The following is an 18,380-nucleotide window of genomic DNA, read 5'->3' as shown; positions in this document are numbered from 1 at the left end:
CTAGCCTCAGATACCGCTGGTGATGTCGATGGGATCCTGGCCGTCGACCAGGGTCACAATCGCCTTCTTCACGTCGGTGCGGGAATAAGGACGACCCTTCCAGCGCTTGCTCTTGCCCTTCTGGACAAGAATGTTCACGCCTTTGACCTTGCGGTCGTAGATCGCTTCGATTGCTTCCTTCACCTGCGGCTTGGTCGCATCGCGTGCAACCTTGAACACCACGGCGTTGAACTCAGAGAGCAACGTCGCCTTTTCGGTGATGTGCGGCGCGAGGATCACATCGTAGTGACGCGCGTCGATTTCCTGCTTTTTAGCCATTGAAGCGCGCCTCCAGCTTTTCGACAGCGGACCGGGTCAGGACCAGCGTGTCATGCTTCAGGATGTCATAGACATTGGCACCCACTGCCGGCAGCACGTTGACGCCGGGGAGGTTGCTTGCAGCCTTGCCGAAGTTGCCTTCGATCACGTCGCCGTCGATCACCAGCACCTTGCCGTTCCAGCCATTCTTGCCGAATGCTGCAGCCAGCGCCTTGGTCTTGGCGTCGGTCAGCTCCAGGCTGTCGACAACGACCAGGCCGTTCTGAGCCTTGGCCGAAAGGGCCATCTTCAGACCGAGCGCGCGGACCTTCTTGTTCAGCGAGACGTCGAATTCACGACGACGGGCACCATGAGCCTTACCACCGCCGATGAAGATCGGAGCAGCACGATCACCGTGACGGGCAGTACCACCACCCTTCTGGCGACCGAACTTCTTGCCGGTACGCGCAACTTCCGAACGTTCGCGGGTAGCACGAGCGGTGCCACGGCGATTTTCGAGCTGCCAGGTCACGACACGATGCAGGATATCAGCGCGCGGCGTCAGGCCGAACACGGTATCGCTGAGTTCGATGTCACCGGCGGCAGCACCGTCGATTTTCTGGACATTCACCTTCACGGATCAGCCCTCCTTGCCTTCGGTGCCTTCGGGCGCTTCACCCTCGGCAACATTGTTCACATCGACCTGCTGCTCTTCAGCAACCGGTGCAACCGCGGCGTCATTGGCAGGCAGGCCGTTGGCCTTTTCCAGCACCACACCGGGGAACGGCAGGCCTTCGGGCGCAGCCAGCTTCACTGCGTCGCGCAGCAGCAGCCAGGAATTGTTCGAGCCGGGAACAGAACCCTTCACGAAGATCAGGCCGCGATCGGCGTCCGTGCGCACGACTTCCAGGTTTTGCTGGGTGCGCTGACGATCGCCCATGTGGCCGGCCATCTTCTTGTTCTTGAAGACCTTGCCCGGATCCTGGCGATTACCGGTCGAACCGTGCGAACGGTGGCTCAGCGAAACGCCGTGCGAGGCGCGCAGACCACCGAAGCCCCAACGCTTCATGGCGCCGGCGAAGCCCTTGCCCTGCGTGTGACCGGTGATGTCCACCTTCTGGCCAGCGATGAAATGTTCTGCAGAAATGGTTGCACCAACCGGCAGAAGACCATCTTCGTTTTCGAGACGGAATTCAGCGACACGCTGCTTCAGACCGACTTCAGCCTTGGCAAAATGTTCACGCTGCGGCTTGGCGACATTCTTCTGCTTAGCCTCGCCCGAACCGACCTGCAGCGCGACATAACCGTCACGTTCGGTGGTACGATGCGAAACGACCTGGCAATCTTCAAGCGCCAGCACGGTGACCGGCACATGGCGGCCATCATCCTGGAACAAGCGGGTCATCCCGACTTTCTTCACGATCACGCCTGTGCGCATGATCCATTCTCCTAAACAGAGGCACCTGGACCCATTCCAGGTGCTTGCCAGCCCAATGGTTTCATACGTCGCCCCGTCCGGGCTGAATGCCTCCACCAGGATGGAGGCGAGACGGGGGACGCAGCCCGACATAAAGCCGGCGGTATCCCTGGTCTTCGAGCTCTGCCGAGGCAAAACTCAGGATTACTTTCGCAACCCAGAAATTCTCCGATCAATTGGGTCCGACCGGAAGGGCCGATCCGTCAGGCCTGAGCCCCGGATCATCAAACCCGCATCAGGCGAGCTTGATTTCCACATTCACGCCTGCAGCGAGATCAAGCTTCATCAGCGCATCGACCGTAGCAGCGTTGGGCTGAACAATGTCGAGCAGCCGCTTGTAGGTACGCACCTCGAACTGCTCGCGCGACTTCTTGTCGATGTGCGGACCGCGGTTCACGGTGAACTTTTCGATGCGCGTCGGCAGCGGAATGGGCCCCCGGATGAGCGCGCCAGTGCGGCGTGCGGTGTCCGCAATCTCGCCGGTTGCCTGGTCGAGCACGCGGTGATCGAAGGCCTTGAGGCGAATACGGATATTCTGAGCTTCCATGTCCTGTACCGATTGCAAAGAGCCAAGGAGCCGAAGCTCCAAAAAATAAGAGACCGCCCGACCTTACCGCGCTTCCTTGAAGCTCCGGAAAGGGGCGGCCCCCTGAAAACTGCTACCGGCCGAATCCGAAGATCCGGCCGGAGCGCAGCCTATATTACTTAGTGATGCTGCTGACAACCCCCGAACCGACGGTCCGGCCACCTTCACGAATGGCGAAGCGCAGGCCTTCGTCCATGGCGATCGGTGCGATCAGCTTCACGCCGATGGTGACGTTGTCGCCCGGCATGACCATTTCGGTGCCTTCGGGAAGGATCACTTCGCCGGTCACGTCGGTGGTGCGGAAGTAGAACTGCGGGCGGTAGTTGGCGAAGAACGGCGTGTGACGGCCACCTTCATCCTTCGACAGCACGTAGACTTCTGCGCTGAATTCGGTGTGCGGATTGACCGAACCCGGCTTCGCCAGAACCTGACCACGTTCCACGGCTTCACGTGCAATACCACGGATCAGCGCGCCGACGTTGTCGCCTGCTTCACCACGATCGAGCAGCTTGCGGAACATTTCCACGCCGGTCACGGTGGTCTTCTGCGTGTCCTTGATGCCGATGATTTCGACTTCGTCGCCCACATTCACGATACCGGTTTCGATACGGCCGGTCACCACGGTGCCGCGACCCGAGATCGAGAACACGTCTTCGATCGGCATCAGGAAGGGCTTGTCAACCGGACGTTCCGGCTGCGGGATGTATTCGTCAACAGCAGCCATCAGCGCCTTGATCGAGCTTTCGCCGATTTCCGGGTTACGGCCTTCGAGAGCGGCCAGGGCCGAGCCCTTGATGATCGGAATGTTGTCGCCGTCGAAATCGTACGAGCTCAGCAGTTCGCGAACTTCGAGTTCAACCAGTTCGAGAATTTCTTCGTCGTCGACCTGGTCGACCTTGTTCATGTACACGACCAGAGCCGGCACGCCGACCTGACGGGCGAGCAGGATGTGTTCGCGGGTCTGCGGCATCGGGCCATCAGCAGCGTTCACAACCAGGATGGCGCCGTCCATCTGGGCTGCACCGGTGATCATGTTCTTCACATAGTCAGCGTGACCCGGGCAGTCGACGTGTGCGTAGTGACGTGCGTCGGTTTCATATTCGACGTGTGCGGTCGAAATGGTGATGCCGCGTTCACGCTCTTCCGGAGCCTTGTCGATGTTCGAGAAATCGACAGGCGCGCCCTGCACCTTGGTGATCGCTGCGGTCAGCGTGGTCTTGCCGTGGTCAACGTGACCGATGGTGCCGATGTTGCAGTGCGGCTTGTTCCGCTCGAATTTTGCCTTTGCCATTTTATCCGTAACCTCTGTCTATCAGATTTGATTTCGCGGGAAAGGAACCGGCACCCGCTGAAACAGGCGCCGCCCCTAAACGCTTGCCTTGTTTTAGGCAAGCTTCTCCTTGACCTCTTGTGCGACGTTCGCCGGCACTTCGTCGTAATGCGAGAACTGCATCGTGTACTGCGCGCGCCCCTGGGTGAAGGAACGCAGTTCGTTGACGTAGCCGAACATGTTGGCCAGCGGCACATTGGCTTCGACCACCTGGGCGTTGCCCCGGGAATCGGTGCCCTGGATCTGGCCACGACGGGAATTCAGGTCGCCGATAACGTCGCCCATGAATTCTTCCGGCGTCACGACTTCGACCTTCATGATTGGTTCGAGCAGCTTGATGCCCGACCGTTCAGCCGCTTCGCGCATAGCGCCACGTCCGCAGATTTCGAACGCGATCGAGCTCGAGTCGACGTCGTGATACGCGCCGTCGATCAGCTTGATGGTGAAGTCGATGATCGGGAAGCCAACCATATAGCCGCTTGCGGCCTGCTCGCGCATGCCCTTTTCCACGGCCGGGATGTATTCCCGCGGGATATTGCCGCCCTTGACGGCGTCTTCGAAGACGACGCCCTGGCCGCGTTCGCCCGGCGACACCACAACCTTGGCGCGACCGAACTGACCCGAACCACCCGACTGCTTCTTGTGGGTGTAATCCACTTCCACTTCGCGGGCGAGCGACTCGCGGTAGGCCACCTGCGGCGCACCGACGTTGGCTTCGACCTTGAATTCACGACGCATACGATCGACCAGGATGTCGAGGTGAAGTTCACCCATCCCCTTGATGATCGTCTGGCCCGATTCATGATCGGTCGAAACGCGGAACGAAGGATCTTCAGCAGCCAGGCGGTTGAGCGCGATGCCCATCTTTTCCTGGTCAGCCTTGGTCTTGGGTTCCACCGACAGTTCGATAACCGGTTCGGGGAATTCCATCCGTTCCAGGATGATCGGCTTTGCCGGATCGCACAGCGTATCGCCGGTGGTCGTTTCCTTCAGACCGGCCAGCGCCACGATGTCGCCTGCGAATGCTTCTTCGATGTCTTCCCGGTTGTTGGAATGCATCAGCAGCATGCGGCCGATCTTTTCCTTCTTGTCCTTCACCGAGTTCAGCACCGCACCCTTGGACAGCTTGCCCGAATAGATGCGCGTGAAGGTCAGCGAGCCCACGAAGGGATCGTTCATGATCTTGAATGCCAGCGAGGAGAACGGCGCGTCGTCGCTCGACGGACGGCTGTCTTCTTCGTCGCTGTCGGGCTTCACGCCCTTGATCGCCGGAACATCGACCGGGCTCGGCAGATAGTCGACAACAGCGTCGAGCAGCGCCTGCACGCCCTTGTTCTTGAACGACGAACCGCACAGCACGGGCACGAATGCCTGCGCCAGCGTACCCTTGCGGATCAGCGTCTTGAGCTGTGCGATATCGGGCACATTGCCTTCGAGATAGGCTTCCATGGCCTCATCGTCCTGCTCGACGGCAAGTTCGATCAGCTTTTCGCGATATTCGGCAGCCTTGTCGGCCAGATCTTCAGGAATTTCGACATAGTCGAACTTCGCGCCCAGGCTTTCATCATGCCAGATGATCGCACGGTTGCTGACCAGATCGACCAGACCCTTGAAGCCGCCTTCTTCGCCGATCGGCAGATAGAGCACGGCCGGGATCGCGCCCAGGCGATCGATGATCGTCTGCACGCAATAATAGAAGTTGGCGCCGGTGCGATCGAGCTTGTTGATGTAGCACATGCGCGGAACGCCGTACTTTTCAGCCTGACGCCAAACGGTTTCGGACTGCGGTTCAACGCCGGCAACGCCGTCGAAAGCAGCAACCGCACCGTCGAGCACGCGCAGCGAACGTTCAACTTCAATGGTGAAGTCCACGTGGCCGGGGGTGTCGATGATGTTCAGGCGGTGTTCCGGACCTTCGCCGTCTTCAGCCTGCCAGAAGCAGGTGGTGGCAGCGGACGTGATCGTGATGCCACGCTCCTGTTCCTGTTCCATCCAGTCCATGGTCGCGGCGCCGTCGTGCACTTCGCCGATCTTGTAGGACTTGCCGGTGTAATACAGGATACGTTCGGTCGTGGTGGTCTTGCCGGCGTCGATATGCGCCATGATGCCGAAATTGCGGTATCGCTCGATGGGATGGCTGCGAGCCATGGAAAATTCCTCGGAGTAAGTGGGGGCGCTACAAAGCGCCCCCTATATAGTTACCAGTATGACCGCTTGAAGACCGGCCACACTTACCAACGCCAGACTTACCAGCGATAGTGCGAGAAGGCGCGGTTTGCATCGGCCATGCGATGCGTATCTTCGCGCTTCTTCACCGCGTTGCCGCGGTTGTTGGCCGCATCGAGCAGTTCACCCGACAGACGTGCTGCCATGGTGGTTTCCGCACGGTTGCGGGCTGCGTTGATCAGCCAGCGGATGGCCAGTGCCTGCGAGCGTTCCGGACGGACTTCGACCGGAACCTGGTAGGTTGCACCACCGACGCGGCGGCTGCGCACTTCGACCTGCGGCTTCACATTGTTCAGCGCGTCATGGAACATGGCAACCGGATCAGCCTTGGCACGCGCCTGCATGGTTTCGAGCGCGCCATAGACGATACGCTCTGCAACAGACTTCTTACCGTCAAGCATCAGGTTGTTCATGAACTTGGACAGCACCTCATCCCCGAACTTGGGATCAGGCAGGATTTCCCGCTTTTCGGGACGACGACGACGTGACATGTTTTAACTCCTTGATCCCGAAAGCTTACTTCGGACGCTTCGCGCCGTACTTCGAACGGCTCTTCTTGCGGTCCTTGACGCCCTGCGTGTCGAGCACGCCGCGCAGCACGTGGTAGCGCACACCGGGAAGGTCGCGCACACGGCCGCCACGGATCAGAACAACGGAGTGTTCCTGCAGGTTGTGGCCTTCACCGGGGATGTAGGAGATGACTTCGCGGCCGTTGGTCAGACGGACCTTGGCCACCTTGCGAAGTGCCGAGTTCGGCTTCTTCGGGGTGGTGGTATACACACGAGTGCAGACGCCGCGCTTCTGCGGGTTCTGCTCCATCGCGGGCACCTTGCTCTTGGCCTTGACGGGCTGGCGGCCCTTGCGGACCAGCTGGTTAATCGTCGGCATGACGTTACTCTTCACCTGTTGATGGTGTCACATGGCCTGGTGAAGCAAATCAGCAAACGCGCGCCGGGGTACATGCCCCTTCCCGCGATCCGCCAGTGGCGAATTCGCATCCATCGCACGAGCCTGAAACGCTCCACCCGGAACCGCGAGGACACCGGGTTACTTTGACGGCTGGCCCCGAGAATGAAACGACCATTCGATCGATATCATTCCAACAGAGAAAGGCCCCATGGTTCAACATCTGGGCCCGGGACATCACCGGCAATGTTCAGCTCTATCTGGCCGAAATCGCGACCGATCGGAACCGCACGCAAATTTCGGATGGGCGCCCTTAAGCGGATTCCCCTGGCCGGTCAATGGCAGGCCTGCTTGCCGCAAGCCAGGCGGATGCGCGTGAGGGTATTGACGCCACAGCCGGTTGCACAGCACGGTTGGAACAGGCACACAGGATTGGCATGACTATAGACAAGACGCCGCATGATCGGCGCATCTCCAAAGCCCTCTCGTTCTGGCTGCGACACGATCCGGACGCCGGCGAGATTTCCGTCGATCCCATGGGTTGGGCAGAGGTGGACAGCGTGCTGCAGGCACTTGAGCGCGACGGCCTGCCCTCAACGGCCGAAGATCTGGCCAGGGTGGTGGCGGACAGTGACAAGAACCGGTTCGAGCTGGCCGCTGATGGTCAATTGATTCGCGCGCGCCAAGGGCACTCCATTCCCGTGATGCTCAAATGGCCGGTAACCAAACCGCCCGAAAATCTCTTCCACGGAACCGTGAAGCGTTTCCTGTCCGCAATCCTGGCCGAAGGACTGCGGCCGATGGCGCGACATCATGTGCATCTCTCACCCGATCGCGACACCGCCTCTGCCGTCGGCGCGCGTCGGGGCAAGCCGGTGATCCTGTGCATTTGCAGCGGATCGATGGCAGCGGATGGCCACCAATTCCGTCTGTCAGGCAATGGTGTGTGGCTGACAGACCATGTGCCGCAGGCCTACATTTACCGGTCAGAGCACGACGATATCTGACCTTGCGGCTGGCTATTGGCGCGGATCGCTGTCGAGCAGCCCCCATATGACGCTGTCGCGCCGGCCGATATGGGTGGTCATGGCTTCCCGCAGCACCCCCTCCCGCGCGAACCCAAGGCTTTCGAACAGCCGGTTGGATGCTGCATTGTCGATATCGACATCGGCATAGATCCGCCGGCAGTCTTCATTGTCGAACAGATGCCGGATCAGCACGGCCAGCGTTTCCCGCGCCAGCCCCCTTCCCTGCCATTCCGGCACCGTCAGGCAGGCCAGTTCACTGATCCCGTCGCCGCGATCGATCACCGCCATCCGGCCGATTGCCGCTCCCTCCGCATGCTCGACCACCGCCCAGCTCCGGCCTTCGTCCCAACCGCTATCCGGCACCAACCATTCGGCCAGTTCCTGCTCGCTGACGAAAGGACCACGGCTCCACCATTGCATCACGGCGGGGTCTGCGAAGGCAGGCAGCAGCGCGGCGGCGTCGGCGCGCACCATCGGCCGCAGGGTGAACCGTGCCGAGCGCAGGACAAGGCTGTTCACATCAGTCGGCAGGCAATTGGCCCAGCAGATGGTCGACCAGCGCCTTGACCTTCTTCTGGCGCCATTGCGGGCGGGGGGCCACCAGCCAATAGGCGTGCCGGCTATCCTCTGGCCCGGCCAGTGCCACCAGACGGCCATCCTCCAGTGCTTCTTCCACCAGCGGCAGTGGCATGGTGGCCTGACCCAGCCCGGCAATCGCGCTGCTCAGCGCCTGGCCAGCATTCCCGACGGCCAGCGCCGCATCCTGTTCCTGATCAGTGGGATAGGTCGGCCAGGAAATCCAGCCATCCGCCGCATCGGGCGCAGCAACAGTGACTTTCTGCGCCGGCGAGAGCTGCACCCCTTCCAGATCGCCCGGCCCCTCGATCAGGCGAATCGCCACATCGAGATTGGCTTCCGTAAAATCGGCATCTTCATCGGCGATCAGCTGGAACCGGACATCGGGATTCGCCGCACGGAAACGGGCCAGGCGCGGAGCCAGCCATTGGGCGTAGAATTCGCGCGGCACGGCAATGGTATAGCGTGAACTGGCCTGGCCAGCCTGCATCGCCTGGACGCTTTCTTCAAACCGCAGGAAGCCTTCGCGCAGCGAATCGAGCCCCAACGAAGCCTCATCAGTCAGCTCCAACCCCTTGGAAGTACGGCGAAACAGCACCACGCCCAGAACATCTTCGAGAGCGCGGATCTGCTGCCCGACGGCGGCGGGCGTCACCGCCAGCTCATCGGCCGCGCGCGTAAAGCTGAGGTGGCGGGCGGCGGCGTCGAACACGCGCAGCGCGTTGAGGGGGAGATGGGTCCGCTTCATATCGGCGTCGGTTTATTGCGGCTGAGCCCGCGCTTCAAGCACGGTGGTGCCATCAGCCCTCGGTGGGGGCGACGGCCGCCAGGGGGAAGAAGGGAATGGCCACGTCGAACAGCGACCCGTCTTCACGGGAAAAGCTGTAGTATCCCTCCATCGTACCAGTGGTAGTGGTCAGCTCGCAACCGGACACATAATCATGTGTCTGGCCCGGTTCGAGGCGGGGGGTTTCGCCGACTACGCCTTCGCCGTCGACCATGTTGATCGCGCCGTGGGCGTCGGTGATGCGCCAGTGGCGGGTGCGCAGTTGCACTGTGTCGTCGCGGTGGTTTTCAAGACGGATGTGATACACCCAGAACCACCGGCCGGCTTCCACACGTGATTGATCCGGCATGAAATTTACCGCGACGCGCACGGTGATGCCGGCCGTGATGGCGACATGCTGGAACAGAGCGGCCATAGCATCCTGCATGGTCCGCAGCCTAACGCCTTTGCCCGCAGGAGCAAGAGGGCGCGCGTTTTTGTAGTACGCAGGAGCACGCCCTGCCTGCGCATGAACGCGCCCCGCCCCCGCGCGGACCCCGAAAAGGCCCGCGCGGAGCACGCCGGTCAGAGGCCGATGCGGCCCAGCGCCTGATCGAGATCCTCGATCAGGTCGAGCGGGTCTTCCAGCCCGACATTCAGGCGCAGCATGCTCTCGCCCACGCCAGCCTCTTCCCGGCCTTCGGGACCCATGTTGTGATGGGTGGTGGTGGCCGGATGGGTCATCAGCGAGCGGCTGTCCCCGATGTTGTTGGAGATGTCGATCACCTCCAGCGCGTTGAGCAGCGCCATGGCCTGCGACCGGCCGCCGTCGAGCACGAAGGAGAAGATCGGCCCGGTCGCGCTCATCTGGCGCATGCACAGATCATGCTGCGGATGGCTGGGCAGACCCGGGTGCAGAATGGTCGGCACCCGGCCTTCGAGGAACTGGGCCACCTGCAGTGCATTGGCCGACTGCTGCCGGGCGCGCAGGTCCAGCGTTTCCAGCCCCTTGAGCACGACCCAGGCGTTGAACGGCGCCAGGATCGGCCCGGTGTTGCGTTGAAACGGCATCAGCTTGTCGAGGATCCATTCTTCCGACGCGCAGAGCGCCCCGGCCAGCACGCGGCCCTGCCCGTCCATCAGCTTGGTGGCGGAATAGGCGACGATATTGGCGCCGAATTCCATCGGCCGCTGCAGCGCCGCCGTGGCGAAGGCATTGTCGACCACCGTCAGGATCCCGCGCGACTTCGCCAGCCCGCAGACGAAGGCCATATCGACCACGTCCATGGTCGGATTGGCCGGGGTTTCGAAGAAGAACATCTTCGTGTTGGGGCGGATCGCCGCTTCCCATTCGTCATTGTTGCGCGCGTCGACATTGGTGCCTTCGATGCCAAAGCGCGGCAGCAGCGTATCGACCAGCCAGCGGCAGGAACCGAAGGCGGCCTTGCCCGCAACGATATGATCGCCGGCCGAGAGCGTGGAGAGCAGCGCGGCGGTCATCGCCGCCATGCCGGTCGCCTGAACGCGGCAGGCCTCTGCCCCCTCCATCAGGGCGATGCGTTCTTCCAGCATGGCCGTGGTGGGGTTCTGCATGCGCGAATAGACCATGCCGTCCTGTTCGCCGGCAAAGCGGGCGGCAACGGTTTCGGCATCGTCATAGGTATAGCCGCTGTTGAGGAACAGCGCTTCGCTGGTTTCCCCATGCTCGCTGCGCCAGGTGCCGCCGCGCACCGCCTGGGTAGCGGGACGCCATTTCGAAGTGATCGAACGATCGGTTCCGGTGGTCTTTTTCATGACGCGCGCTGTAGGAGTGGGAGATGGCGCGGGCAAGCGTCTTGCCTCCCCCCGAAGCTGGCCCTATCGATCCGTTCGATGCCGCAACCATCCGCGAACAGCCATGATCCGATCGGGTGGACGGCACTGCTGACGCTGATCTTTGCCGGGCTGTGCCTGGTGCGGCTGACGATCCCGTCCCACCCCTTCTTCGACGAAGTGCATTATCTGCCCGCCGCCCGCGTGCTGCTGGAAGGCGGATATCCGATCAACCGCGAACACCCGCCGCTGGGCAAGGAATGGCTGGCGCTGGGCATGTGGCTGCTGGGCGACCGGCCGATCGGCTGGCGCCTGCTGCCCGCGCTGGCGGGAGTGGCGGCGCTGTGGGCGGCGATGCGGGCCATGTGGCTGGCGAGCGGACGGCGGATGGCGACGATCCTGTTCGGCGTGCTGCTGATCACCGCCATTCCGCTGCTGGTGCAATCGCGCATTGCCATGCTCGACATCTTCATGATCGCCCCGCTGATGATCGCGCTGTGGCTGTGCGCCGGGGCGATGCGCGCGGGTCAGGATCCGGAGGCAGGCACCCTCGCCGCCCGCTGGCGGCTGGCGCTGGCCGGGGTGGCGCTGGGCTGCGCAATGGCGGCCAAATGGAACGCCGCGCCGCTGGCCATGCTGCCGGGCATCGCCTTCCTGATTGCCCGCTTCGACACGCTGGGGCTTAAGCGCGTGGCTGCCCTGCCCTTCACCCGCCAGGGCGCGCCGATCTCTGGCATATCGGTGGCCGAGGCAGCGCTGTGGCTGGGGCTGGTGCCGCTGCTGGTCTATGCCGCCAGCTATTGGCCGTTCTACACCGCCAGCACCCAGGCGCTGGAAGGCCCCTGGGCGCTGGTGACGCTGCATCAGGAGATGCTGGGCCTGCAACAACAAAAGCTTGCACCGCATACTTACCAGAGCGTGTGGTATGAATGGGTCGGCAATCTGCGGGCGATCTGGTATCTGTATGAGCCTGCCGACGGGGCGCAGCGCGGGGTGCTGCTGGTCGGCCATCCGCTGACCATGCTGATCGCCCTGCCCGCCATGGCCTGGTGCTGCTGGATGGGGCTGGAACGCGGAAGGCGCGATGCGCTGGCGGTGTTCGTGCTCTATGCCGTCAGCCTGGGGCTGTGGATCGTGGCCAACAAGAATGTGCAATTCTATTACCATTATGTGCTGCCCAGCTGCTTTCTGATGGGCGGACTGGCGCTGGCGCTGGACGCGCTCTGGGAGAAGCGCGGCTGGATGCGCTGGCTGGTGATCGGCGTGCTGGTGGCGACGCTGGGCATCTTCGCCTGGTTCTGGCCGATCGTGAGCGCGGCGGAGCTGACCGGCGAACAGTCGTTCCTGTGGTGGACATGGCTGGACAGCTGGCGCTGAGCCGATAAAGGTTCACCCAAACAACCAAATGGTTGCACGCAGCATTTTCGGAGATGGATGGATGAGTGGCGCAGCGGATAGCGGTGCATGGACCAGGGTGACCGACGCATCGGCCTGGACCGCAACGGGCAATGGCGGGGCCGAGCTGATCACGCGCCGGCTGGGCGCCGCACAGATCGCCGCGCTGGCCGAAGCCGTGCAGGCCACCGAAGCCCTGCCCCCCGAAGAGGTGACACGCGCCCATTTCAGCGCGCCGGAACTGACGCAGCTGATGCAGGCGGTGCAGCATGACATCGTGCACGGGCGCGGCGCGACGCTGCTGTCGGGCATTTCGCTGCAACAGTTTACCGAGGCGGAATTCACCCGCATCTATGTCGGCCTGGGCCAGCATCTGGGCACGCCGGCGATCCAGAGCCCGCGCGGTGACAAGATCGGCTATGTCCAGCATGAACCCAATCCGGACAATCGCGGCTATCTGATGGATACCGAGCTGGGCCCGCACACCGATTTCCACGAGATCCTGAGCCTGGCGACGATCCAGACGGCGGTATCGGGCGGGATCAGCGGCATGACCAGCAGCGCGGCCGTATTCAACGCGGTGCTGGACGAACGACCCGATCTGCTGGCGGTGCTGACCGAGGGATATTATTTCCCCGACGGCAGCGACGCGGAGGGCGGCAGCGGCACGACCGATTACAAGGTGCCGATCTTCTCGATCGTGGACAGGCATGTGAGCCTGTACAATTACGTGCTGTTCGTGTTCGCCGCCGCGCAGAGCCGAGGCGAAGAGGTGCCGCCGAAACTGGTGGAGGCGCTCCGTTTCCTGAAACAGGTCTGCGCTCGCCCGGAATTCACGATTTCCTTTGAAATGCAACCAGGTGAGATGGTGTTCTGGCACAATTTCAAGGTGCTGCATTCGCGCACCGGCTTCCAGAACAGCGCCACCCAGAAGCGCCGCCTGCTGCGCCTGTGGCTGAACGCCCACGAACACCGCCCGATGGCCAAGGGCTATCTGGAACTGGCCCGGCTGATGGACCACCACCATGTGCGCGGCAAATCGCTGGCTTCGTATAGTACGGAGCTGTTGCGGGATACATACGCGGCGTTGGCGGGGTAGGATGGTTTTGCCGGGGCGGTGGCGGATGCTGCCTCGGCCGTAGCCGTGATCAACTTCAGCCCTTCATCGCTCGCTCAATGCCGAACCATTCCTGCCGGTGATCGGCGGTATGGTTCGACATTCCCGCCTTCGTCAGCCAACCCCTGGGCGCGACATGGCTGTATATCGAGCGTTCGGGTTCTTCCCGCCAGCCGAGATTGAACGCGCGATAGGTGGGGAAGAATTCCATGGTGGAATAGGGCAGATGGTCGTGGATCCACCAGGCCAGCTTCGTCCACTCCCCCTCCCCCGGGAAAGCATCGTAAAATGATGGCACAACGATGCAGGCTGTCGCGCCCATGCGCCCGGCGGCATCGCGCCGATCCCAGATGTGGCCGGCGAAGTTCTTCTCATTCGCGGCGCAGCCATAGCCCTTCTTCCCGGCGCGCTGCATGTCATTGCCGAAGCCATTGACCTCTTCCGAACGAAAGGCGGAGCGCACGGCGATGCGGCCGAAGCGATCCTGCAGCGGCTCCAGCAAATCCTGACAGAGCCGTTCCCCGGCGGCGATGGCGAGGTCGGGGGCGTCGGGCAGATTGGTGAAGCCGTGCATAGCGGCGATGTCCGAGAACAGGAAATCGCGCATGAAGAATGTCCGGGAGAGGCGGATGCGGCCGAAATCGGCCAGAGCGGAGACGGATGCCGGTTTTTTCTTGGTGCCCCCTGTCAGCGCTTTACCTTGTTTCGTGTTTGCACGTGCTGGTTGCAGAGGCAATCTGACAATCAGTAGAGAACGCGAGAGCTATGTGAGAGGTGCCTTTCAGCCCACGCGTCGATGAAAAATATGTAGGGACGCGAGATATTTGCGCTTCACTGTCAACGGCCCCAGCCTCCGCTGGGGCGACGCGAAAGGGAGGCTGAGCAAGCTAACTGGGAAGCTGGCGATCACTGCTGCGCCTGCTGTTTGAGATGACATCATGCGCAAGCCATCTTAGGGATTTGTCGCGCCGACAGCGGGGTATTGCTGCCCCCTGCACCGGCCCCGCATTGGATTGACAGGAAACGTGAGCAAACATGAACGCCGTTGAAATTGAAGAAGCTGTATCCGCCTTGGCGGAGCGCATGTTCGATGCGGCGGAATTTCCGTTTCAGTTCCTGGAGGCCTTCGGCAACAAGCAAACGACGATCAAGCGTCTGCGCGCCGTCAAGGGTTCCACCAACGCATCAGATCTTGCCGGCGCGGTCCTGCAGCGCAACAATATTCACATTGCCGCCGCCGCGCCCGGTGAGGTTTCCGCCGCCTTTGCCGGGCTGAGAGCCAGCCCGGCCACCGCCAAGGCCAAGGCGCAATTCATCCTCGCGACCGATGGCGACACTTTCGAGGCGGAGGATTTGACATCGGGTGAGACCGTCGCTTGCCCCTATGCCGATTTTCCCAATCACTTCGGATTCTTCCTGCCGCTGGCGGGGATCAGCACCGTCAAGCAGGTGCGCGACAGCGCCTTCGACATCCGCGCGACCGCCCGGCTCAACCGGCTTTATGTCGAGCTGCTGAAGGACAACCCCGATTGGGGCACCGCCGAGCGCCGGGCCGAGATGAATCATTTCATGGCGCGGCTGATCTTCTGCTTTTTCGCAGAAGATACCGACATCTTCCATGGCGAAGGGCTGTTCACCGCCACCGTCGACCAGATGAGTGCCAAGGACAGCGCCAACACTCATGAGGTGATCGCCGAACTGTTCCGCGCCATGAACACCGTGATCAAGGAACGCGCGGCGGCAGGCATACGGTCCTGGGCCAATGTCTTTCCCTATGTGAACGGCGGGCTGTTTTCCGGCAGTCTGGAGGTGCCGCGTTTCAGCCGCATCGCCCGCAGCTATCTGATCCATATCGGCAATCTGAAATGGACCCAGATCAACCCGGATATTTTCGGTTCGATGATCCAGGCCGTCGCTGACGACGAGGAGCGCGGTGCGCTGGGGATGCACTACACCAGTCGCCCCAACATCCTGAAAGTGCTGAACCCGCTGTTTCTGGACGACTTGCGGGAGAAGCTGGCCGAGGCAGACGACAACCCGCGCAAGCTGCTGAACCTGCGCAACCGCATGGCAAAAATCCGCGTGTTCGATCCCGCCTGTGGCAGCGGCAATTTTCTGGTCATCGCCTATAAGGAAATGCGGGAGATCGAGGCCGAGATTAATCGGCGACGCGGCGAGGTTGATCGAAAAAGCGAAATCCCGCTTACCAATTTTCGCGGAATTGAACTGCGCGAGTTTCCTGCCGAGATAGCGCGGCTGGCGCTGATTATCGCCGAGTTTCAATGTGACACCCTCTATCGCGGACAAAAGTTGGCGCTGGCCGAGTTCCTCCCGCTTAACGCCGAAAACTGGATTACCTGCGGGAATGCACTTCGGTTGGATTGGTTGAGCATCTGCCCACCAACTGGGACCGGAGTAAAATTGGTCGGAGACGACTTATTTTCGGCACCATTAGATCAGGCGCAAATCGACTTTGAAAATGAAGGCGGCGAAACATTTATCTGTGGGAATCCGCCATATGTCGGGCGTCGCAACCAGAATAAAGAGCAGAAAGACGAAATTAAGTTCGTCCTTGGGAAGAATTTAAAATCAAGCGCATCGCTGGATTATGTTTTCTGCTGGATTGAAAAATCTGCGCATTACGTTCAAAAGAATAGCGGTGAATTTGCATTTGTTACTACTAACTCTGTATCGCAAGGAACCCAAATTCCTATTTACTGGCCACATTTGTTTTCGATGGGCCTAAAAATTAATTTTGCCCATCGCTCGTTCAAATGGAGCAACAACGCTGCCGACAATGCGGGTGTCACATGCGTGGTCCTTGGTATTGGCCTGCCAAGAACGCCAAAGTATATTTTTGACGATGAGCAGCGACACGAAGTAGTCAATATCAATCCTTACTTGCTGCCCTCAGATGTGCAAGTTGTCGAAACAAGTAGTAATCCGATCTCAGATGTTTCCCGGATGCGATATGGCAACCTTCCGGGAGACGGAAATTATCTCACTCTGACGAGAGCCGAACGAGACAAGCTCATTCACGATGATCCAATGTTTGAGCGTATCATCATTCCGCTCTACGGCGCACAGGAGTTTATTCGAGGGCTACAGCGTTACTGCCTCTGGATCGACGATAGTGATCTCAGTTCCGCATTGGAGAGTGAATTTGTACGCCATCGAATAGATGGTGTTCGCAGAACGAGGGAAACCAGCCCCGATCCGAGCTACAATGCCTTGATTCACCGGCCTCATCAGTTTCGAGATCGCAATTTGGGCGAACGCATGACCATTCTCGCACCAACAATCTGTTCGGAGGCGCGAGAATACTTGCCAACTGCAGTGTTTCCGGGTCGCATAGGAACTACTAATCAAGCATTCGCCCTTTACGATGCCCCTCTGTGGAACATGGCGCTGATCGCCTCGCGCCTGCACCTAGTCTGGATCGGCACTGTTTGCGGCAAGCTGAAAACCGACTACCGCTATTCTAATACGCTAGGTTGGAACACATTTCCCGTGCCGACCCTCACTGACAAGAATAAGGTCGACCTGACCCGCTGCGCCGAGGACATCCTGCTGGCCCGCGAGGCGCATTTCCCGGCCACCATCGCCGACCTCTACGACCCGGAGAAAATGCCCGCCGACCTGCGCGAAGCCCATGAGCGCAATGACGAGGTGTTGGAGCGCATCTATATCGGGCGTCGCTTCAAGAACGATACCGAGCGGCTGGAAAAGTTGTTCGACCTCTATACCAAAATGGCCGCATCGGCTGCGCCCAAACGTGCGGACCGAGGCACGAAAGAACGGGCGTCATGACGGCCGCCCCCACGCAGCTGACGACACCGCCCGCCGGATATGCCGACTGGCTGGCCGACCTGAAAACCCGCATCCATACCGCCCAGCAACGCGCGACGCTGGCGGTGAACCGCGAGTTGGTCTTGCTCTATTGGCAGATCGGTCGGGACATTCTGGACCGGCAGGCCGCACAGGGTTGGGGTGCCAAGGTGATCGAACGGCTGGCGACGGACCTGCGCGCGGCCTTCCCGGACATGAGGGGGTTTTCTTCGCGCAACCTCAAATATATGCGCGCCTTTGCCGAGGCGTGGCCCGATGAGCCATTTGTGCAAGAGGTGCTTGCACAATTGCCCTGGTATCATCAGTTGGCGCTGCTGGATAAGTTGCCCGGCCCGCAGACCCGCCGCTGGTATGCCGCACAGGCGATAGAGCACAACTGGTCGCGCAATGTGCTGGTGATACAGATCGAAAGCCGCCTGCTGGAACGATCCGGCAAGGCCGTTACGAACTTTGACGCTCGCTTGCCCAAGCCGCAATCCGATCTGGCGCGCGAATCCCTGAAAGACCCCTATCGCTTCGACTTTCTCGGCCTGACGGACGAAGCACAGGAGCGCGAAATCGAACAGGCGCTGGTGCGGCATGTCACCGAATTTCTTCTGGAGCTAGGCGCGGGCTTCGCCTTTGTCGGGCGGCAGGTGCTGCTGGAAGTGGGTGACGAGGATTTCTTTGTCGACCTGCTGTTCTATCACCTCAAGCTGCGCTGCTATGTGGTGATCGAACTCAAGGCCGGGAAATTCAAGCCAGAGCATCTGGGCCAGCTGGGCTTTTACCTGACTGCGGTGGACGCCCAGATCAAACACCCACAGGACGCCCCCACCATCGGTCTGCTGCTCTGCAAGAACAAGAACAAGGTGGTGGCGGAATATGCGTTGCGCGACAAGGCGCAGCCCATGGGCGTGGCGGAATATCAGTTGGTGGAATCCCTGCCCGCCGAATTGCAAACCAGCCTGCCGAGCATCGAACAGATCGAGCGGGAGTTGGCGAAGGATGACTTGGAATGACCGACATGCCGGGT

At 61.0% G+C, this 18,380-nt stretch carries 18 protein-coding genes; 5 read left to right on the top strand and 13 right to left on the bottom strand.

Annotated elements, in window-relative coordinates; genetic code table 11:
- Positions 1-6 precede the first annotated feature (6 nt).
- The 8 genes from GRI97_RS07525 to rpsL form a co-directional block, all read right to left on the bottom strand.
- Positions 7-318: a 50S ribosomal protein L23 gene (locus tag GRI97_RS07525; protein WP_161390428.1), complete on the bottom strand. Its 312-nt coding sequence runs from the start codon at positions 316-318 to the stop codon at positions 7-9.
- On the bottom strand, positions 311-934 hold the full coding sequence (gene rplD / locus GRI97_RS07520) for a 50S ribosomal protein L4 (RefSeq protein ID WP_161390427.1): 624 nt from the start codon (positions 932-934) through the stop codon (positions 311-313). Before rplD ends, GRI97_RS07525 begins: the two co-directional genes overlap by 8 nt.
- 3 nt (positions 935-937) lie before the next feature.
- Complete coding sequence (rplC, locus tag GRI97_RS07515; RefSeq protein ID WP_161390426.1) at positions 938-1,735, bottom strand: 50S ribosomal protein L3; 798 nt, start codon at positions 1,733-1,735, stop codon at positions 938-940.
- A 274-nt stretch (positions 1,736-2,009) separates the two neighbouring features.
- Positions 2,010-2,321 (bottom strand): 30S ribosomal protein S10, encoded by a 312-nt coding sequence (gene rpsJ / locus GRI97_RS07510; RefSeq protein WP_068072885.1) that lies wholly within the window; start codon positions 2,319-2,321, stop codon positions 2,010-2,012.
- 154 nt (positions 2,322-2,475) lie between these two features.
- A complete protein-coding gene (tuf, locus tag GRI97_RS07505) occupies positions 2,476-3,651 on the bottom strand; it encodes an elongation factor Tu (RefSeq protein ID WP_161390425.1) in 1,176 nt (391 codons plus the stop codon).
- A 93-nt stretch (positions 3,652-3,744) separates the two neighbouring features.
- The gene (fusA, locus tag GRI97_RS07500; protein ID WP_161390424.1) at positions 3,745-5,838 is read right to left on the bottom strand and encodes an elongation factor G; all 2,094 of its coding nucleotides are present in this window, start codon (positions 5,836-5,838) and stop codon (positions 3,745-3,747) included.
- Between the two features lie 98 nt (positions 5,839-5,936).
- The gene (rpsG, locus tag GRI97_RS07495; protein WP_161390423.1) at positions 5,937-6,407 is read right to left on the bottom strand and encodes a 30S ribosomal protein S7; all 471 of its coding nucleotides are present in this window, start codon (positions 6,405-6,407) and stop codon (positions 5,937-5,939) included.
- 25 nt (positions 6,408-6,432) lie between these two features.
- Positions 6,433-6,804 (bottom strand): 30S ribosomal protein S12, encoded by a 372-nt coding sequence (gene rpsL, locus GRI97_RS07490; protein ID WP_161390422.1) that lies wholly within the window; start codon positions 6,802-6,804, stop codon positions 6,433-6,435.
- A gap of 455 nt (positions 6,805-7,259) precedes the next feature.
- Between rpsL and GRI97_RS07485 the strand changes: the two genes are divergently transcribed.
- Positions 7,260-7,829, top strand: coding sequence for an RNA 2'-phosphotransferase (locus GRI97_RS07485; protein WP_161390421.1), 570 nt, complete (start codon positions 7,260-7,262; stop codon positions 7,827-7,829).
- 12 nt (positions 7,830-7,841) lie between these two features.
- Here GRI97_RS07485 and GRI97_RS07480 read toward each other — a convergent pair whose 3' ends face one another.
- The 4 genes from GRI97_RS07480 to GRI97_RS07465 form a co-directional block, all read right to left on the bottom strand.
- The gene (locus tag GRI97_RS07480) at positions 7,842-8,369 is read right to left on the bottom strand and encodes a GNAT family N-acetyltransferase (protein WP_161390420.1); all 528 of its coding nucleotides are present in this window, start codon (positions 8,367-8,369) and stop codon (positions 7,842-7,844) included.
- 1 nt (position 8,370) lies between these two features.
- Entirely contained in the window at positions 8,371-9,174 is an 804-nt protein-coding gene (locus tag GRI97_RS07475) for a LysR substrate-binding domain-containing protein (protein ID WP_161390419.1), read from the bottom strand.
- Between the two features lie 52 nt (positions 9,175-9,226).
- Complete coding sequence (gene apaG / locus GRI97_RS07470) at positions 9,227-9,628, bottom strand: Co2+/Mg2+ efflux protein ApaG (RefSeq protein ID WP_161390873.1); 402 nt, start codon at positions 9,626-9,628, stop codon at positions 9,227-9,229.
- Between the two features lie 149 nt (positions 9,629-9,777).
- On the bottom strand, positions 9,778-10,986 hold the full coding sequence (locus tag GRI97_RS07465) for a trans-sulfuration enzyme family protein (RefSeq protein ID WP_161390418.1): 1,209 nt from the start codon (positions 10,984-10,986) through the stop codon (positions 9,778-9,780).
- Positions 10,987-11,064: 78 nt separating this feature from the next.
- On the opposite strand from GRI97_RS07465, the gene GRI97_RS07460 reads away from it, so the two are divergent.
- Together GRI97_RS07460 and GRI97_RS07455 are read left to right on the top strand one after the other, a co-directional pair.
- Positions 11,065-12,381, top strand: a complete 1,317-nt coding sequence (locus tag GRI97_RS07460; RefSeq protein ID WP_161390417.1) for a phospholipid carrier-dependent glycosyltransferase — start codon at positions 11,065-11,067, stop codon at positions 12,379-12,381.
- A gap of 61 nt (positions 12,382-12,442) precedes the next feature.
- Positions 12,443-13,498: a TauD/TfdA family dioxygenase gene (locus GRI97_RS07455; RefSeq protein WP_161390416.1), complete on the top strand. Its 1,056-nt coding sequence runs from the start codon at positions 12,443-12,445 to the stop codon at positions 13,496-13,498.
- A gap of 55 nt (positions 13,499-13,553) precedes the next feature.
- On the opposite strand, the gene GRI97_RS07450 is transcribed toward GRI97_RS07455, so the two are convergent.
- Entirely contained in the window at positions 13,554-14,123 is a 570-nt protein-coding gene (locus tag GRI97_RS07450) for a hypothetical protein (protein ID WP_235917638.1), read from the bottom strand.
- 428 nt (positions 14,124-14,551) lie between these two features.
- Between GRI97_RS07450 and GRI97_RS07445 the strand changes: the two genes are divergently transcribed.
- Both GRI97_RS07445 and GRI97_RS07440 read left to right on the top strand, forming a co-directional pair.
- Positions 14,552-17,326, top strand: coding sequence for a class I SAM-dependent DNA methyltransferase (locus GRI97_RS07445; RefSeq protein WP_161390415.1), 2,775 nt, complete (start codon positions 14,552-14,554; stop codon positions 17,324-17,326).
- Positions 17,323-18,366: a PDDEXK nuclease domain-containing protein gene (locus tag GRI97_RS07440; protein ID WP_161390414.1), complete on the top strand. Its 1,044-nt coding sequence runs from the start codon at positions 17,323-17,325 to the stop codon at positions 18,364-18,366. Before GRI97_RS07445 ends, GRI97_RS07440 begins: the two co-directional genes overlap by 4 nt.
- The last annotated feature ends 14 nt before the right edge of the window (positions 18,367-18,380 follow it).

The sequence above is a fragment of the Croceibacterium xixiisoli genome (genome assembly GCF_009827305.1).
GTDB classification, from domain to species: domain Bacteria; phylum Pseudomonadota; class Alphaproteobacteria; order Sphingomonadales; family Sphingomonadaceae; genus Croceibacterium_C; species Croceibacterium_C xixiisoli.
Note: the sequence above shows the minus strand (reverse complement) of the source record. Positions and strands in the feature narration are given on the sequence as shown.

What these genes read in the sequence shown, in the direction of transcription:
- fusA (WP_161390424.1), bottom strand. Translation starts at nt 5,838, where the DNA reads ATGGCTCGCAGCCATCCCATCGAGCGATACCGCAATTTCGGCATCATG.
- rpsG (WP_161390423.1), bottom strand. Translation starts at nt 6,407, where the DNA reads ATGTCACGTCGTCGTCGTCCCGAAAAGCGGGAAATCCTGCCTGATCCC.
- GRI97_RS07525 (WP_161390428.1), bottom strand. Translation starts at nt 318, where the DNA reads ATGGCTAAAAAGCAGGAAATCGACGCGCGTCACTACGATGTGATCCTC.
- GRI97_RS07485 (WP_161390421.1), top strand. Translation starts at nt 7,260, where the DNA reads ATGACTATAGACAAGACGCCGCATGATCGGCGCATCTCCAAAGCCCTC.
- tuf (WP_161390425.1), bottom strand. Translation starts at nt 3,651, where the DNA reads ATGGCAAAGGCAAAATTCGAGCGGAACAAGCCGCACTGCAACATCGGC.
- GRI97_RS07450 (WP_235917638.1), bottom strand. Translation starts at nt 14,123, where the DNA reads ATGCGCGATTTCCTGTTCTCGGACATCGCCGCTATGCACGGCTTCACC.
- GRI97_RS07465 (WP_161390418.1), bottom strand. Translation starts at nt 10,986, where the DNA reads ATGAAAAAGACCACCGGAACCGATCGTTCGATCACTTCGAAATGGCGT.
- rpsJ (WP_068072885.1), bottom strand. Translation starts at nt 2,321, where the DNA reads ATGGAAGCTCAGAATATCCGTATTCGCCTCAAGGCCTTCGATCACCGC.
- GRI97_RS07475 (WP_161390419.1), bottom strand. Translation starts at nt 9,174, where the DNA reads ATGAAGCGGACCCATCTCCCCCTCAACGCGCTGCGCGTGTTCGACGCC.
- GRI97_RS07445 (WP_161390415.1), top strand. Translation starts at nt 14,552, where the DNA reads ATGAACGCCGTTGAAATTGAAGAAGCTGTATCCGCCTTGGCGGAGCGC.
- rplC (WP_161390426.1), bottom strand. Translation starts at nt 1,735, where the DNA reads ATGCGCACAGGCGTGATCGTGAAGAAAGTCGGGATGACCCGCTTGTTC.
- rpsL (WP_161390422.1), bottom strand. Translation starts at nt 6,804, where the DNA reads ATGCCGACGATTAACCAGCTGGTCCGCAAGGGCCGCCAGCCCGTCAAG.
- GRI97_RS07440 (WP_161390414.1), top strand. Translation starts at nt 17,323, where the DNA reads ATGACGGCCGCCCCCACGCAGCTGACGACACCGCCCGCCGGATATGCC.
- GRI97_RS07455 (WP_161390416.1), top strand. Translation starts at nt 12,443, where the DNA reads ATGAGTGGCGCAGCGGATAGCGGTGCATGGACCAGGGTGACCGACGCA.
- apaG (WP_161390873.1), bottom strand. Translation starts at nt 9,628, where the DNA reads ATGGCCGCTCTGTTCCAGCATGTCGCCATCACGGCCGGCATCACCGTG.
- GRI97_RS07460 (WP_161390417.1), top strand. Translation starts at nt 11,065, where the DNA reads ATGCCGCAACCATCCGCGAACAGCCATGATCCGATCGGGTGGACGGCA.